Raw genomic sequence first — 14,600 nt, 5'->3', positions numbered from 1 at the left:
AATTTGCAAGACGTTAACAGGCTTCGCAACTGTCACATATGACAGTTACCCATCACTCCCATTGAGCTTAGATTGGCCTCGGAAGGCAATGCCTTCATCAATCAACCTCAAGGAATGGGATATTCACAATGAGCAACGAACGCAGACTACAAACCATACAAAAAGTGCGCACTCTCAAAACCAATGACATCCTCAAGTGGCGCTTCAACTCTGAAGGTGAATTCATCGAGGCAAGTGATCCAGGTGCCTACCTATGGCAGGCAGGCCCCCAAGGCAAGTTTTACTGGGTATGGGAGGGTTGGACCGGCTCTCATGACACCAACGACATCTTTTTTTATGACTTCACCATCCCCTATGAAAACGATGAAGTAATAGACCGCAGTTTCACCCTCGGCGAAGATCAACTGACCTTTGATCATGCTTATTCAATTGGGGATGGACAGCTGCGCGCCGCTAGGGCGCAGTCAGCAACGGCTCATATCAAGCTCGACCCGAAAACCCGACAAAGCGAGGGTTCTTTCGAGGCAGTCTTCCTGGGCATCCATCAATCGCCCCAAGGCAGGTTCTATTTCGAAAGAAAAATCCCTTAACCACCCAGCCATATAGTTTTTAAGGCGTGGTACCCCCTGTACCCGCCTTTTTAAACATCTTATTTCAAACTCACCATCTTGAGCTTACTGCGCAAACAAAATCAGCAACGCGCTTTGAAGCTAACGCCAGATGCTGCTCATGGGTGAAGCCCGAAGCCTTCAAAGGCTTCAAATCATGATCAGCTGACGCCAACCAGAACACTTCAATGCTCGGTGACAGGTCGTATCCCTCGACCGCCTCGCGATCACCCAGCGCATCCCGCTCCCCCTGCACGATCAACGTACGTGTCTTCAGCGCCGCCAGATGCTCCACCCGCGGCTTCTCCGGTTTGCCCACCGCATAAAACGGATAGCCCAGGCACACCAACGCATCGGCACCCAATTCATCGGCGAGCATACTGGCCACCCGACCACCCATGGACTTGCCGCCAATGGCCAGGAGCCCAGTGACATGGCGTCGCACCTCGGCATATACCTCGCGCCAGCCTTCCATCAGCCTTGGCATCGGATTGGGCGGGCGTTTGCCGCCATCTACACGCCGCTGCGCCATGTACGCAAATTCAAAGCGCAACACGTTGACGCCTTGTGCCGCGAGGCGTGCAGCCATGTCGTTCATCCAGCCGCTGTCCATCGGCGCACCGGCGCCATGGGCGAGGATCAGCGTGGCCGACGCCGGCGCCACGGCGGCATTCCACAACCATCCATGATCCTGCACGCACTGCGCCCATTGATCCCCGTCAATACCGGCCTTGTGCTGTTTGTCCATGCTTGCCTCGCTTTTAGTCTGCCTATAACTCCAGGCGAAGGGAGCGTCTGCCTTGCGCGAACGCCTCACTTCGGCTGAACCGTGGATGGGGAACCATGAACACTTCTATCAGTACCGCCTACAACTATAAGGTGGTCCGCCAATTCGCCATTATGACGGTGGTGTGGGGTATCGTCGGCATGGGGCTCGGGGTTTTTCTCGCGGCCCAATTGGTCTGGCCCGAACTCAATTTCGATTTACCGTGGACCAGTTTCGGGCGCCTGCGTCCGTTGCACACCAATGCGGTGATCTTCGCTTTCGGCGGTTGCGCCCTGTTCGCCAGTTCGTTATACGCGGTGCAACGCACCTGCCAGACCCAGCTGTTTGCACCGAAAATTGCCGCGTTCTGTTTCTGGGGCTGGCAGCTGGTGATTGTCCTGGCGGCCATCAGCCTGCCATTGGGCTACACCAGCTCCAAGGAATACGCCGAGCTGGAATGGCCGATCGATATTCTGATCACCATCGTCTGGGTCGCCTACGCCGTGGTGTTCTTCGGCACGATCATGCAGCGCAAGACCAAACACATCTACGTCGGCAACTGGTTCTTCGGTGCGTTCATCATCACCGTGGCGATCCTGCACATCGTAAACAACCTTGAGCTGCCGGTGAGTTTCACCAAGTCCTACTCGGTGTACGCCGGTGCTACCGATGCGATGGTGCAGTGGTGGTACGGGCACAACGCCGTGGGCTTTTTCCTCACCGCCGGTTTCCTCGGGATGATGTATTACTTCGTGCCGAAACAGGCCGAGCGTCCGGTTTACTCCTATCGCCTGTCGATCGTGCACTTCTGGGCGCTTATCACCCTGTACATCTGGGCCGGCCCCCACCACCTGCACTACACCGCCTTGCCGGACTGGGCGCAGTCGCTGGGCATGGTGATGTCGCTGATCCTCCTGGCGCCAAGCTGGGGCGGGATGATCAACGGCATGATGACGCTGTCCGGCGCCTGGCATAAGTTGCGCAGCGATCCGATCCTGCGCTTCCTCGTGGTGTCGCTGGCGTTCTACGGCATGTCGACCTTCGAAGGGCCGATGATGGCGATCAAGACCGTCAACGCCCTCTCCCACTACACCGACTGGACTATCGGCCACGTGCACGCCGGCGCGCTCGGCTGGGTGGCGATGATTTCCATCGGCGCGCTGTACCACATGATCCCGAAAGTCTTCGGTCGCGCGCAGATGCACAGCATCGGCCTGATCAACGCGCACTTCTGGCTCGCCACCATCGGCACCGTGCTGTACATCGCCTCGATGTGGGTCAACGGCATCGCCCAGGGCCTGATGTGGCGCGCGGTGAACGAAGACGGCACGCTGACCTACTCCTTCGTCGAAACCCTGGTGGCCAGCCATCCGGGCTTCGTCGTGCGGCTGGTGGGTGGGGCGATCTTCCTCAGCGGCATGTTGCTGATGGCCTACAACACCTGGCGCACCGTGCGGGCCTCGCAGCCTGCAGAAGTCGCCGCTGCCGCGCAGATGGCCTGAGGAGTCCGCCATGAAACACGAAACTATCGAGAAAAACGTCGGCCTGTTGCTGCTGCTGATGATCCTGGCCGTGAGCATCGGCGGCCTGACCCAGATCGTCCCGCTGTTCTTCCAGGACGTGACCAACAAACCGGTGGAAGGCATGAAGCCCTACACCGCGCTGCAGCTCGAAGGCCGTGACATCTATATCCGCGAAGGCTGCGTTGGTTGCCACTCGCAGATGATCCGCCCGTTCCGCGCCGAGACCGAACGCTACGGGCACTACTCGGTGGCTGGCGAAAGCGTCTGGGATCACCCGTTCCTCTGGGGTTCGAAACGCACCGGCCCGGACCTGGCCCGGGTTGGCGCGCGCTACTCGGATGACTGGCACCGCGCGCACTTGTACAACCCGCGCAACGTGGTGCCGGAATCGAAGATGCCGGCCTACCCGTGGCTGGTGGCCAACCCGGTCGACAGCGGTCACTCCGAAACCAAACTCAAGACGATGCGCACCCTGGGCGTGCCGTACACCGATGAGGACATCACCGGCGCCGTCGCTTCGCTCAAAGGCAAGTCCGAAATGGACGCGCTGGTCGCCTACCTGCAAGTGCTCGGCACTGCGATCAAGAGCAAGAGGTGAGCCATGGTCGTTGAAATGAGTACTGGAATGATCCGCGGCCTGGGCACTGTCGTGGTGTTCGTGGCCTTCGTCGGCCTGACGCTTTGGGTGTTCAACGCCAAGCGCAGCCCGGAATTCGCCGAAGCGCGCCTGCTGCCGTTCGCCGACGAGCCACAACCCGAGATCCCCGAAGAATCCGCCACAAGGAGCACCCGGCCATGACCACTTTCTGGAGTACATGGATCTGCGTACTGACCATCGGCAGCCTGATCGGCCTGACCTGGCTGCTGATCGGCACCCGCAAGGGTGAAACCAAGGGCAGCGTCGACCAGACCATGGGCCACAGCTTCGACGGCATCGAGGAGTACGACAACCCGTTGCCGCAATGGTGGTTCATGCTGTTCGCCGGCACCCTGGTGTTTGCCGTCGGTTACTTGATCCTCTATCCCGGCCTGGGCAACTGGAAAGGCATCCTGCCTGGCTATGAAAATGGCTGGACCGGCGTGCACGAGTGGGAAAAGGAGATGGACAAGGCCGACGCCCGGTTCGGACCGATCTTCGCCAAATTCGCCGCCATGCCGGTGGAAGAAGTGGCCAAGGACCCGCAAGCGCTGAAAATGGGTGGGCGCCTGTTCGCCTCCAACTGCTCGGTGTGCCACGGCTCGGATGCCAAGGGCGCGTTCGGCTTCCCCAACCTGGCGGACAGTGACTGGCGCTGGGGCGGCGACGCCGACACCATCAAGGCCACCATCCTGGGTGGACGCATGGCGGCGATGCCGGCCTGGGGTGAAATCCTCGGCGAAGCGGGCGTGAAGAACGTCGCTGCTTATGTACGCCATGAACTGGCCGGCCTGCCATTGCCCGCCGACAACAGCGCCGACCTGCAAGCCGGACAGCAAGCGTTCAGCACCACCTGCACCGCCTGTCACGGGGCAAACGGCCAAGGTACTCCGGCCATGGGTGCGCCGAACCTGACACACCCGGCCGGTTTCATTTACGGCACGGGCCTGACCCAGCTTGAACAAACGATTCGGCATGGCCGCCAGGGCCACATGCCGGCGCAGAACGAACTGCTCGGCAACGATAAGGTGCAACTGCTCGCGGCTTATGTGTTCAGTCTTTCGAAAGGTGATGAGCAGTTGAGCGGCAAGCTTCAAGCAACAAGCGGCAAGTAAAAGCAAAAAGCAAAAAGCAAAAAGCAAAAGCTGCAAGCGACGAGATCTCTCTTGAAGCTTGCAGCTTGAAGCTCATAGCTGCTTCTTTTTGTCACACCCTCCTCGAGTCTTCCTTTCGATTCCCCAGATTTGGGTCTAAGCTTCTCCGATGCGGACTGGCCAGAGCCGGTTCCAGGTTGACCCAGAACGAAGTGTTTGACGAATCTGCCCAATGACAAGCCGCAAAGGCTGGTAGATACCGGCTGTCGCGCCAATTGCCTTTGGTCACCCAATCGTTGTGCTTGAACACACCTCGTTACATCCGACCTGACCCCTCGCCTCTCGAGTCCGCCTAGACATTTTGCCCACGAGCAAATTTGTCCTTACGCGGCGCATGGAAAGGCCGCAGAATCAGCATTTGAAAGCGTTGACCCAGGTCATGGCGCGTTGCAATGACCCCCTGCTTTCTCCATACTTGCGGCCGATTTTAATCCTAATAAAACACCCAAACCGTGGAACCTTAGAAATGAGCACAGCAATCAGTCCGACTGCTTATAACTATAAGGTAGTCCGCCAGTTCGCCATCATGACGGTGGTCTGGGGGATCCTTGGCATGGGGCTCGGTGTCTTCATCGCCTCGCAACTGGTCTGGCCGGAATTGAACTTCGGTCTGGCATGGACGAGCTTTGGACGCCTGCGCCCCTTGCACACCAACCTGGTGATTTTTGCCTTCGGTGGTTGTGCACTGTTTGCCACTTCCTATTACGTCGTGCAGCGTACCTGCCAAACGCGACTGATTTCCGACAGCCTCGCGGCCTTCACCTTTTGGGGTTGGCAAGCGGTGATCGTCGGCGCCATCGTTACCTTGCCGCTGGGTTACACCACCACCAAGGAATACGCTGAGCTGGAATGGCCGATCGCTATTCTGCTGGCCATTGTCTGGGTCACCTACGGCCTGGTGTTCTTCGGCACCATCACCAAGCGCAAGACCAAGCACATCTATGTGGGTAACTGGTTCTACGGTGCCTTCATCGTCGTGACCGCGATGCTGCACATCGTCAACCACATGTCGCTGCCGGTCAGCCTGTTCAAGTCCTACTCGGCCTACTCCGGCGCGACCGACGCGATGATCCAGTGGTGGTACGGCCACAACGCCGTAGGTTTCTTCCTGACCACCGGCTTCCTGGGGATGATGTACTACTTCGTGCCGAAACAGGCCGAGCGTCCGATCTACTCCTATCGCCTGTCCATCGTGCACTTCTGGGCGCTGATCACCCTGTACATCTGGGCCGGCCCTCACCACCTGCACTACACCGCTCTGCCGGACTGGGCCCAATCGCTGGGCATGGCCATGTCGATCATCCTGCTGGCACCCAGCTGGGGTGGCATGATCAACGGCATGATGACCCTGTCGGGCGCCTGGCATAAGCTGCGTACCGACCCGATCCTGCGCTTTTTGGTGGTGTCCCTGGCGTTCTACGGCATGTCGACCTTCGAAGGTCCGATGATGGCGATCAAGACCGTCAACTCGCTGTCGCACTACACCGACTGGACCATCGGCCACGTACACGCCGGCGCGCTCGGCTGGGTAGCGATGATCTCGATCGGCGCGATCTACCACATGATCCCGAAACTGTTCGGTCGTGCGCAGATGCACAGCATCGGTTTGATCAACGCGCACTTCTGGCTCGCGACCATCGGTACCGTTCTGTACATCGCTTCGATGTGGGTCAACGGCATCACCCAGGGTCTGATGTGGCGTGCAATCAACGACGACGGCACCCTCACCTACTCGTTCGTCGAAGCGCTGCAAGCCAGTCACCCTGGTTTCATCGTTCGCGCCCTGGGCGGTGCGTTCTTTGCTGCTGGCATGCTGTTCATGGCCTACAACGTATGGCGTACCGTACGCGCCTCGAACCCGGTTGAAGCTAAAGCCGCCGAACAGATTGCTGTAGTTGGAGCTCACTGATGAAGCATGAAGCAGTCGAGAAGAATATTGGCCTGCTGGCCTTCTTCATGGTTATCGCCGTCAGCATCGGCGGCCTGACCCAGATCGTTCCGCTGTTTTTCCAGGACGTCACCAACAAGCCAGTCGAAGGCATGAAGCCCCGCCCCGCCCTTGAACTAGAAGGCCGCGACGTCTACATCGCCAACGGTTGCGTCAGCTGCCACTCGCAGATGATCCGTCCGTTCCGTGCTGAAACCGAACGTTACGGCCACTATTCGGTTGCCGGTGAAAGCGTGTGGGACCACCCGTTCCTGTGGGGTTCCAAGCGCACCGGTCCGGACCTGGCCCGTGTCGGCGGCCGTTACTCCGATGACTGGCAGCGTGCGCACTTGTACAACCCGCGCAACGTGGTGCCTGAGTCGAAAATGCCGGCCTACCCGTTCCTCGTGGAAAACAAGCTCGACGGCAAAGAGACCGCCAAGAAAATGGAAGTCTTGCGCACGCTCGGCGTCCCTTACACCGACGAAGACATCGCCGGTGCACAGGATGCCGTGAAGGGCAAAACCGAAATGGACGCGCTGGTGGCCTATCTGCAAGGCCTGGGCACCATCATCAAAAGCAAACGGTGATCTAAATGGATATCGGGATGATTCGTGGCCTGGGCACCGTTGTCGTGATGGTGGCCTTCATCGGTCTGGCGTTGTGGGTATTCAGCCCCAAGCGCAAGTCGGAGTTCGAAGACGCGACCTTGCTGCCTTTTGCGGATGATCCCGAAGCCATCAAGCACGTCGAGCAAGCTTCTAGGAGTAACAAAGAATGACTACATTCTGGAGTCTGTATGTCACAGTCCTCAGTCTCGGTACGATCTTTTCCCTGACCTGGCTGCTGCTGTCTACCCGTAGGGGCCAGCGCACCGAGGCGACCGAAGAGACGGTTGGCCACTCCTTCGACGGGATCGAGGAGTACGACAACCCCCTGCCGAAATGGTGGTTCATGCTGTTCGTGGGCACCATCATCTTCGCCCTGGGCTACCTGGTGCTATACCCGGGCCTGGGCAACTGGAAAGGCCTGCTGCCGGGCTACAACTACCTCGACAACGAGAAGCAGACCGCGTTCGCCAACGGCCAGACCGGCTGGACCGGTGTTCACGAATGGGAAAAGGAAATGGCCCGGTCGGACGCCAAGTTCGGTCCGATCTTCGCCAAGTTCGCCTCCATGCCGATCGAAGAGGTGGCCAAGGATCCACAGGCCCTGAAAATGGGCGGCCGTTTGTTCGCCTCCAACTGCTCGGTCTGCCACGGTTCCGACGCCAAGGGTGCCTACGGCTTCCCTAACCTCACCGACGCCGACTGGCGCTGGGGCGGCGAAGCGGAAACCATCAAGACCACCATCATGGGCGGCCGTCACGCGGTGATGCCGGCGTGGGCTGAAGTGATCGGCGAGCAGGGCGTTGCGGATGTTGCCGCTTTCGTCCTGACCAACCTCGACGGCCGCAAGCTGCCGGAAGGCACCAAGGCTGACCCGGCTGCCGGGGGCAAACTGTTCGCGGCCAACTGCGTGGCTTGCCACGGTCCGGCAGGCAAAGGTACCCCGGCAATGGGTGCACCTGACCTGACACACCCGGCGGGGTTCATCTACGGTTCGAGCTTCGCGCAACTGCAGCAGACTATCCGTTACGGCCGCCAGGGCCAGATGCCTGCGCAAGAGCAGATGCAGGGCAACGACAAGGTTCACCTGCTGGCCGCTTACGTCTACAGCCTGTCTCATGGCGAGAAGGCTCCGGTGGCGGATGCCCAGTAAGATATAGCTGCATCGAAGAACGGCCCCGCCAATGTGAATTGGCGGGGCCGTTTTGTTATGGGCGCCTGTTTCATAATCTGAAACCTATATTCGATGGGATTGCGCGCCGGTCAGGGGTAACGTCGACTGACCTGGCAACCGGCATGAGGCGGGTCTGCCAGGACAAGGAAGTTAATCGTCATTACACAAGGAATGCATACCATGTCTGATCAAGAACACATCGTTGACGACTGTATGGGCCCGGTACCGTCTGAGCCTGTGAAAAGCGTTCCGGATGTTGTGCTCGTCACCACCGAGGGCGAAACACCCGGGGAAACTGAAGCCAAGGAAGCTACGCATCGTCGTGCCAACTTTGCCGCACCCACCGAAGGCGAGGGCAGCGAGCTCGACAGCTCGTGGAGATAACCTGCCTTAAGCCGTGACCCGTGAGCGCGGCGGACATCCGCCGCGCTCCGAAGCCAGGCCCCGACAGCTCGGCGGGCAATACCATTGAGCTATAGTCAATTGACCTGCATCATGTTTTGTTACATTCGCTACACCATTCGGGTTTTTTCCCCAACGCGACCAAAGGTCGCACCCTTGAGCTAGAGCGACAGGCGTATCATTGCGCTACTGCAACACCTCTTTTTGACCGCGGTCGGCACGTACTGACCGAGGCATTTTTCCACTGCCGTGGGATGCAATGATGAGTAACCAGATTCCGGTACACGACGTCACCCCGCCCGCCAAGAACGCGAACAACAGCGTCGACCTTTACGCCTCCAGGGAAAAAATCTACACCCGCGCCTTCTCCGGCCTGTTTCGCAATTTGCGCATGGCAGGCGGGGCTTTCCTGTTCCTGTTGTACTTCGGTACGGTGTGGCTCAACTGGGGCGGGCACCAGGCCGTCTGGTGGAATTTGCCGGAGCGCAAGTTCTTCATCTTCGGTGCCACCTTCTGGCCACAGGATTTCATCCTGCTGTCCGGCATGCTGATCATCGCCGCCTTCGGCCTGTTCTTCATCACCGTGTACGCCGGCCGGGTCTGGTGCGGCTACACCTGCCCGCAGAGTGTCTGGACCTGGATCTTCATGTGGTGCGAAAAGGTCACCGAAGGCGACCGTAACCAGCGCATCAAACTCGACAAGGCGCCGATGAGCGCCAACAAGTTCCTGCGCAAACTCAGCAAGCACAGCCTGTGGCTGTTGATCGGTTTCGTCACCGGCATGACCTTCGTCGGCTACTTCTCGCCGATTCGCGAACTGGTGATCGAGTTCTTCACAGGCGAAGCCGATGGCTGGTCGTATTTCTGGGTCGGTTTCTTCACGCTCGCCACCTACGGCAACGCCGGCTGGCTGCGTGAGCAGGTGTGCATCTACATGTGCCCGTACGCACGCTTCCAGAGCGTGATGTTCGACAAGGACACGCTGATCGTCTCCTACGACCCGCGCCGCGGCGAAAGCCGTGGCCCGCGCAAGAAAGGCATCGACTACAAGGCCCAGGGCCTGGGTGACTGCATTGACTGCACCATGTGTGTCCAGGTCTGTCCGACCGGCATCGACATCCGCGACGGCCTGCAGATCGAGTGCATCGGTTGCGCGGCATGCATCGATGCCTGCGACGCCATCATGGACAAGATGGAATACCCGCGCGGCCTGATCAGCTACACCACCGAGCACAACCTGTCCGGGCAGAAAACCCATAAACTGCGCCCGCGCCTGATCGGCTATGCCGTGGTGCTGATGGCGATGATCGGGGTGCTGGTAACCGCGTTCTTCATGCGTTCGCTGGTCGGTTTCGACGTCAGCAAGGACCGCGTGCTGTACCGTGAAAACGCCGAAGGCCGGATCGAGAACGTCTACAGCCTGAAGGTCATGAACAAGGACCAGCGCGACCACACCTATGTGCTCGAGGCTACCGGCCTGCCGGACCTCAAGCTGCAAGGCCGGCGCGAGATCAAGGTCGCGGCCGGCGACATCGTCAGCCAGCCGGTCGAACTGTCCGTGGCCCCGGAACAATTGCCATCGAGCACCAACGAGGTGAAATTCATCCTCAAGGACGCCGATGACGCCAGCATCCACGTTGAAGCCAAGAGCCGATTCATCGGCCCACAAAATCGTTGAGAGAAGTGATCATGCCCGCAGCAACTGCCGCAAGTCCCTGGTACAAGCACCTTTGGCCGTGGATCATCATCGGGATCCTGGCCTGCTCGGTGACCCTGACCTTGTCCATGGTGACCATCGCGGTGAAGAACCCGGACAACCTGGTCAACGACAACTACTACGAGGCTGGCAAAGGCATCAATCGCTCCCTGGACCGTGAACTGCTGGCGCAGACCCTGCTGATGCGCGCCAGCATTCATCTGGATGACGTGACCGGTGAAGTCGACCTGCGCCTGAGCGGCAATAGCCAGCCTGCGACGCTTGAGCTGAACCTGATCTCGCCGACGCAACCGGAAAAGGATCGCAAGATCACCCTCACCCGCAGCGACACCGAACAGGGCCGCTACATCGGCCAGTTGAGCGACAAGATCGAAGGCCGGCGCTTTATCGAATTGCTCGGCAGCCAGGACGACCACATCTGGCGCATGTTCGAGGAAGAACTGGTCAACCACGACAAGGCTCTGCTGCTCGGTGATGAGCCGTTGCAAGGCGCGGAAGACCTGAAAAAATAAACGCTGTTATGTGGTGAGGGGATTCATCCCCGCTCGGCTGCGAAGCAGTCGTAAAGCCTGTTAACGCGCAATGATCTGGAAAATGCAGGGGGCCGCTTCGCGGCCCAACGGGGATGAATCCCCTCGCCACAGCAGCCGTGCCAAATCTGCCAAAATTGTTCTCATGGCCACTTTCATGACCACCCCAACCTCCTGCTACCACTGCGCCCTGCCCGTCCCCACCGGCAGCCGCTTCACCGCCGTCGTGCTCGGGGAGTCACGGGAATTCTGCTGCCCGGGATGCCAGGCCGTGGCCGAGGCCATCGTCGCCGGCGGACTGCAAAGCTATTACCAGCATCGCAGCGAAGCCTCGGCCAACCCCGAAGCGCTGCCGGTGCAATTGGTCGATGAACTGGCGCTGTACGACCGGGCCGACGTGCAGCAACCCTTCGTTCGCCACGAAGGCGAACTGGCCGAAACCACGCTGCTGATGGAAGGCATCAGTTGCGCCGCCTGCGGCTGGCTGATCGAGAAACACCTGCGCACCTTGCCCGCCGTTGCCGAGGCGCGCCTGAACCTGTCCAACCATCGCCTGCACGTGCGCTGGGCCGACGCGCAGTTGCCGCTGAGCCGGGTGCTCGCTGAGCTGCGCCACATCGGCTATGCCGCCCACCCCTACCAGGCTGACCGCGCCAGCGAACAACTGGCCAGCGAAAACCGCCTGGCCCTGCGCCAGCTCGGCGTGGCCGGGTTACTGTGGTTCCAGGCGATGATGGCGACCATGGCCACCTGGCCGGAATTCAACATCGACCTCAGCCCCGAGCTGCACGCCATCCTGCGCTGGGTCGCGCTGTTCCTGACCACTCCGATCGTGTTCTACAGCTGTGCGCCGTTCTTCAAGGGCGCCATGCGCGATCTGCGCACACGGCACCTGACCATGGACGTTTCGGTGTCGCTGGCCATTGGCAGTGCCTACATCGCCGGGATCTGGACCTCGATCACCGGGGTCGGCGAGTTGTATTTCGATGCCGTCGGCATGTTCGCCCTGTTTCTGCTGGCCGGGCGCTACCTGGAACGGCGAGCCCGGGAACGCACCGCCGCCGCGACCGCGCAGCTCGTCAACCTGCTCCCCGCTTCCTGCCTGCGCCTGAGTGGCGACGGCCAGAGCGAGCGCATCCTGCTGAGCGAGCTGCGGGTCGGTGATCAAGTGCTGGTGCATCCGGGGGCGATCCTCCCGGCCGACGGCAAAATCCTCGACGGTCAGTCGAGCATCGACGAATCGCTACTGACCGGCGAATACCTGCCGCACCCACGCACCCCGGGCGACGCCGTCACCGCCGGCACCCTGAATGTGGAAGGCCCGTTGACCGTCGAAGTCCTGGCCCTCGGAAAGGACACCCGCCTCTCGGCCATCGTGCGCTTGCTCGACCGCGCCCAGGCCGAGAAACCCCGACTGGCGGAAATCGCCGATCGCGCGGCGCAATGGTTCCTGTTGTTGTCGTTGATCGCCGCCGCCGCCATCGGCCTGCTGTGGTGGCAGCTGGACTCCTCGCGGGCGTTCTGGATCGTGTTGGCGATGCTGGTCGCGACTTGCCCGTGCGCCTTGTCCCTGGCCACGCCGACCGCCCTTACCGCCGCCACCGGCACTCTGCACAAGCTGGGGTTATTGTTGACCCGCGGTCATGTGCTGGAAGGCCTGAACCAGATCGACACGGTGATTTTCGACAAGACCGGCACCCTCACCGAAGGTCGCCTGGCGCTGCGTTCGATCCGCCCCCTCGGCGACCTCGACAGCGATCAATGCCTGAGTCTCGCCGCCGCGCTGGAGAACCGTTCCGAACACCCGATTGCCCGCGCTTTTGGCCGCGCGCCGCTGGCCGCCGAAGAGGTTCACAGCACGCCGGGGCTTGGCCTCGAAGGGTTGGTCGGCGCTCAACGCCTGCGCATCGGCCAGCCCGGTTTTGTCTGCGCACTCAGCGGCGCTACCGTGCCATCAATGCCGGACGAAGCCGGCCAATGGCTGCTGCTCGGTGATAGCCAGGGGCCGCTGGCGTGGTTGGTTCTCGACGACCGCTTGCGCGCCGATGCCCCTGCCCTGCTGGCGGCCTGCAAGGCACGCGGCTGGCGCACCTTGTTGCTGTCCGGCGACAGCTCGCCGATGGTCGCCAGTGTCGCGGCCGAACTGGGCATCGATGAAGCCCGTGGCGGCTTGCGTCCGGACGATAAACTGCAAGTCCTGCAACAACTGCACAAGGAAGGTCGCAAGGTGTTGATGCTCGGTGACGGGGTCAACGATGTGCCGGTACTGGCCGCCGCCGACATCAGCGTGGCCATGGGCTCGGCCACTGACCTGGCGAAAACCAGCGCCGACGCCGTCCTCCTGTCCAACCGCCTTGATGCCCTGGTGCAAGCCTTCAACCTGGCGCGGCGCACCCGTCGGGTAATCATCGAGAACTTGCTGTGGGCCGCGCTGTACAATGGCCTCATGCTGCCGTTCGCCGCCCTCGGCTGGATCACCCCGGTGTGGGCCGCGGTCGGCATGTCGATCAGTTCGTTGACCGTGGTGCTCAACGCCCTGCGCCTGACTCGCCTGCCGAGCGCGCCGACTGCCAGCCCCACGCCAGAAACCCGCCCGCTGCAGGCCTGAGCCGCGGGCATGGAGTCCAGATGCCAGCTCTCTACGTGATGATTCCGGCCGCGCTGTTGATCGTGGCCATCGCTGTCTACATCTTCTTCTGGGCAGTCGACAGCGGTCAGTACGACGACCTCGACGGCCCGGCCCACAGCATCCTGTTCGACGACCAGGACCCGAACCACACCGCGGCGGTCGACGAGGCCAGCGGCCATCCGCCCAAACCCGACGACAAGGCGCCGCCCCATGCTTGAATTGGCGCCGCTGCTGGTGTCGGCGGTCATCCTCGGTCTGCTCGGCGGCGGTCATTGCCTGGGCATGTGCGGCGGCTTGATGGGCGCATTGACGCTGGCCATCCCCAAGGAACAACGCAGCCGGCGCTTTCGCCTGCTGCTGGCCTACAACCTTGGGCGCATCCTCAGCTACGCCGCCGCCGGCCTGCTGATAGGCCTGGCCGGCTGGGCGGTGGCCAATAGTCCGGCGGCGATGTTCATGCGCGTGCTCGCCGGCTTGCTGCTGATCGCCATGGGCCTGTACCTGGCCGGCTGGTGGAGCGGGCTGACGCGCATCGAAAGCCTTGGTCGCGGTCTGTGGCGGCATATCCAGCCGGTCGCCAACAGGCTGCTACCAGTGTCGAGCCTGCCCCGCGCGCTGTTGTTGGGCGGGCTTTGGGGTTGGCTGCCGTGTGGCCTGGTCTACAGCACCTTGCTGTGGTCGGCCAGCCAGGGCAATGCGCTGGACAGCGCGCTGCTGATGCTGGCGTTCGGGTTAGGCACCTGGCCGGTCTTGCTCGCCACCGGGCTGGCCGCTGAAAGAGTCACGGCGTTGTTGCGTAAACGCAGCGTTCGCATGGCTGGAGGGTTGTTGGTGATGTTGTTTGGGATCTGGACGCTGCCGGGGCCGCATCAGCATTGGCTCATGGGGCATTAGATCGGCGGCGCGGCCTTCGCGAGCAAGCTCG

The 14,600-nt window shown here is 61.0% G+C and carries 16 protein-coding genes; 15 read left to right on the top strand and 1 reads right to left on the bottom strand.

Annotation, left to right across the window (positions count from 1 at the left end):
• Positions 1–128: 128 nt before the first annotated feature.
• Positions 129–590 (top strand): hypothetical protein, encoded by a 462-nt coding sequence (locus tag ACA058_RS08755; RefSeq protein ID WP_497638720.1) that lies wholly within the window; start codon positions 129–131, stop codon positions 588–590.
• Positions 591–660: 70 nt separating this feature from the next.
• Here the strand turns inward: ACA058_RS08755 and ACA058_RS08750 are convergent, their stop codons facing one another.
• Positions 661–1,356: an alpha/beta family hydrolase gene (locus tag ACA058_RS08750; protein ID WP_497638719.1), complete on the bottom strand. Its 696-nt coding sequence runs from the start codon at positions 1,354–1,356 to the stop codon at positions 661–663.
• A gap of 95 nt (positions 1,357–1,451) precedes the next feature.
• Between ACA058_RS08750 and ccoN (ACA058_RS08745) the strand changes: the two genes are divergently transcribed.
• From ccoN (ACA058_RS08745) to ACA058_RS08680, 14 genes are all read left to right on the top strand, one after another.
• Complete coding sequence (gene ccoN, locus ACA058_RS08745) at positions 1,452–2,876, top strand: cytochrome-c oxidase, cbb3-type subunit I (protein ID WP_497638718.1); 1,425 nt, start codon at positions 1,452–1,454, stop codon at positions 2,874–2,876.
• A gap of 10 nt (positions 2,877–2,886) precedes the next feature.
• Positions 2,887–3,495 (top strand): cytochrome-c oxidase, cbb3-type subunit II, encoded by a 609-nt coding sequence (gene ccoO / locus ACA058_RS08740; RefSeq protein WP_497638717.1) that lies wholly within the window; start codon positions 2,887–2,889, stop codon positions 3,493–3,495.
• Between the two features lie 3 nt (positions 3,496–3,498).
• Positions 3,499–3,696: a cbb3-type cytochrome oxidase subunit 3 gene (locus ACA058_RS08735; protein ID WP_497638716.1), complete on the top strand. Its 198-nt coding sequence runs from the start codon at positions 3,499–3,501 to the stop codon at positions 3,694–3,696.
• Positions 3,693–4,649 (top strand): cytochrome-c oxidase, cbb3-type subunit III, encoded by a 957-nt coding sequence (ccoP, locus tag ACA058_RS08730; RefSeq protein WP_497638715.1) that lies wholly within the window; start codon positions 3,693–3,695, stop codon positions 4,647–4,649. Before ACA058_RS08735 ends, ccoP (ACA058_RS08730) begins: the two co-directional genes overlap by 4 nt.
• Before the next feature lie 505 nt (positions 4,650–5,154).
• Positions 5,155–6,597 (top strand): cytochrome-c oxidase, cbb3-type subunit I, encoded by a 1,443-nt coding sequence (ccoN, locus tag ACA058_RS08725; RefSeq protein WP_497638714.1) that lies wholly within the window; start codon positions 5,155–5,157, stop codon positions 6,595–6,597.
• Entirely contained in the window at positions 6,597–7,205 is a 609-nt protein-coding gene (gene ccoO, locus ACA058_RS08720; protein WP_497638713.1) for a cytochrome-c oxidase, cbb3-type subunit II, read from the top strand. The genes ccoN (ACA058_RS08725) and ccoO (ACA058_RS08720) overlap by 1 nt, the downstream gene beginning before the upstream one ends.
• Positions 7,206–7,210: 5 nt before the next feature.
• The gene (locus tag ACA058_RS08715; RefSeq protein ID WP_003175465.1) at positions 7,211–7,396 is read left to right on the top strand and encodes a CcoQ/FixQ family Cbb3-type cytochrome c oxidase assembly chaperone; all 186 of its coding nucleotides are present in this window, start codon (positions 7,211–7,213) and stop codon (positions 7,394–7,396) included.
• Entirely contained in the window at positions 7,393–8,376 is a 984-nt protein-coding gene (ccoP, locus tag ACA058_RS08710; protein WP_497638712.1) for a cytochrome-c oxidase, cbb3-type subunit III, read from the top strand. The genes ACA058_RS08715 and ccoP (ACA058_RS08710) overlap by 4 nt, the downstream gene beginning before the upstream one ends.
• Positions 8,377–8,577: 201 nt before the next feature.
• Complete coding sequence (locus ACA058_RS08705) at positions 8,578–8,781, top strand: hypothetical protein (RefSeq protein ID WP_497638711.1); 204 nt, start codon at positions 8,578–8,580, stop codon at positions 8,779–8,781.
• A 280-nt stretch (positions 8,782–9,061) separates the two neighbouring features.
• Positions 9,062–10,477: a cytochrome c oxidase accessory protein CcoG gene (gene ccoG, locus ACA058_RS08700; protein WP_497638710.1), complete on the top strand. Its 1,416-nt coding sequence runs from the start codon at positions 9,062–9,064 to the stop codon at positions 10,475–10,477.
• A gap of 11 nt (positions 10,478–10,488) precedes the next feature.
• Entirely contained in the window at positions 10,489–11,028 is a 540-nt protein-coding gene (locus tag ACA058_RS08695; RefSeq protein WP_497638709.1) for a FixH family protein, read from the top strand.
• Positions 11,029–11,203: 175 nt separating this feature from the next.
• Complete coding sequence (locus ACA058_RS08690) at positions 11,204–13,654, top strand: heavy metal translocating P-type ATPase (protein ID WP_497638708.1); 2,451 nt, start codon at positions 11,204–11,206, stop codon at positions 13,652–13,654.
• A gap of 20 nt (positions 13,655–13,674) precedes the next feature.
• Positions 13,675–13,893, top strand: coding sequence for a cbb3-type cytochrome oxidase assembly protein CcoS (gene ccoS, locus ACA058_RS08685; RefSeq protein WP_008057874.1), 219 nt, complete (start codon positions 13,675–13,677; stop codon positions 13,891–13,893).
• Positions 13,886–14,569 (top strand): sulfite exporter TauE/SafE family protein, encoded by a 684-nt coding sequence (locus ACA058_RS08680; protein ID WP_497638707.1) that lies wholly within the window; start codon positions 13,886–13,888, stop codon positions 14,567–14,569. Before ccoS ends, ACA058_RS08680 begins: the two co-directional genes overlap by 8 nt.
• Positions 14,570–14,600: the final 31 nt, after the last annotated feature.

This window comes from Pseudomonas sp. LBUM1649 (assembly GCF_059716155.1).
This window is presented reverse-complemented; position numbering and strand designations above follow the sequence as displayed.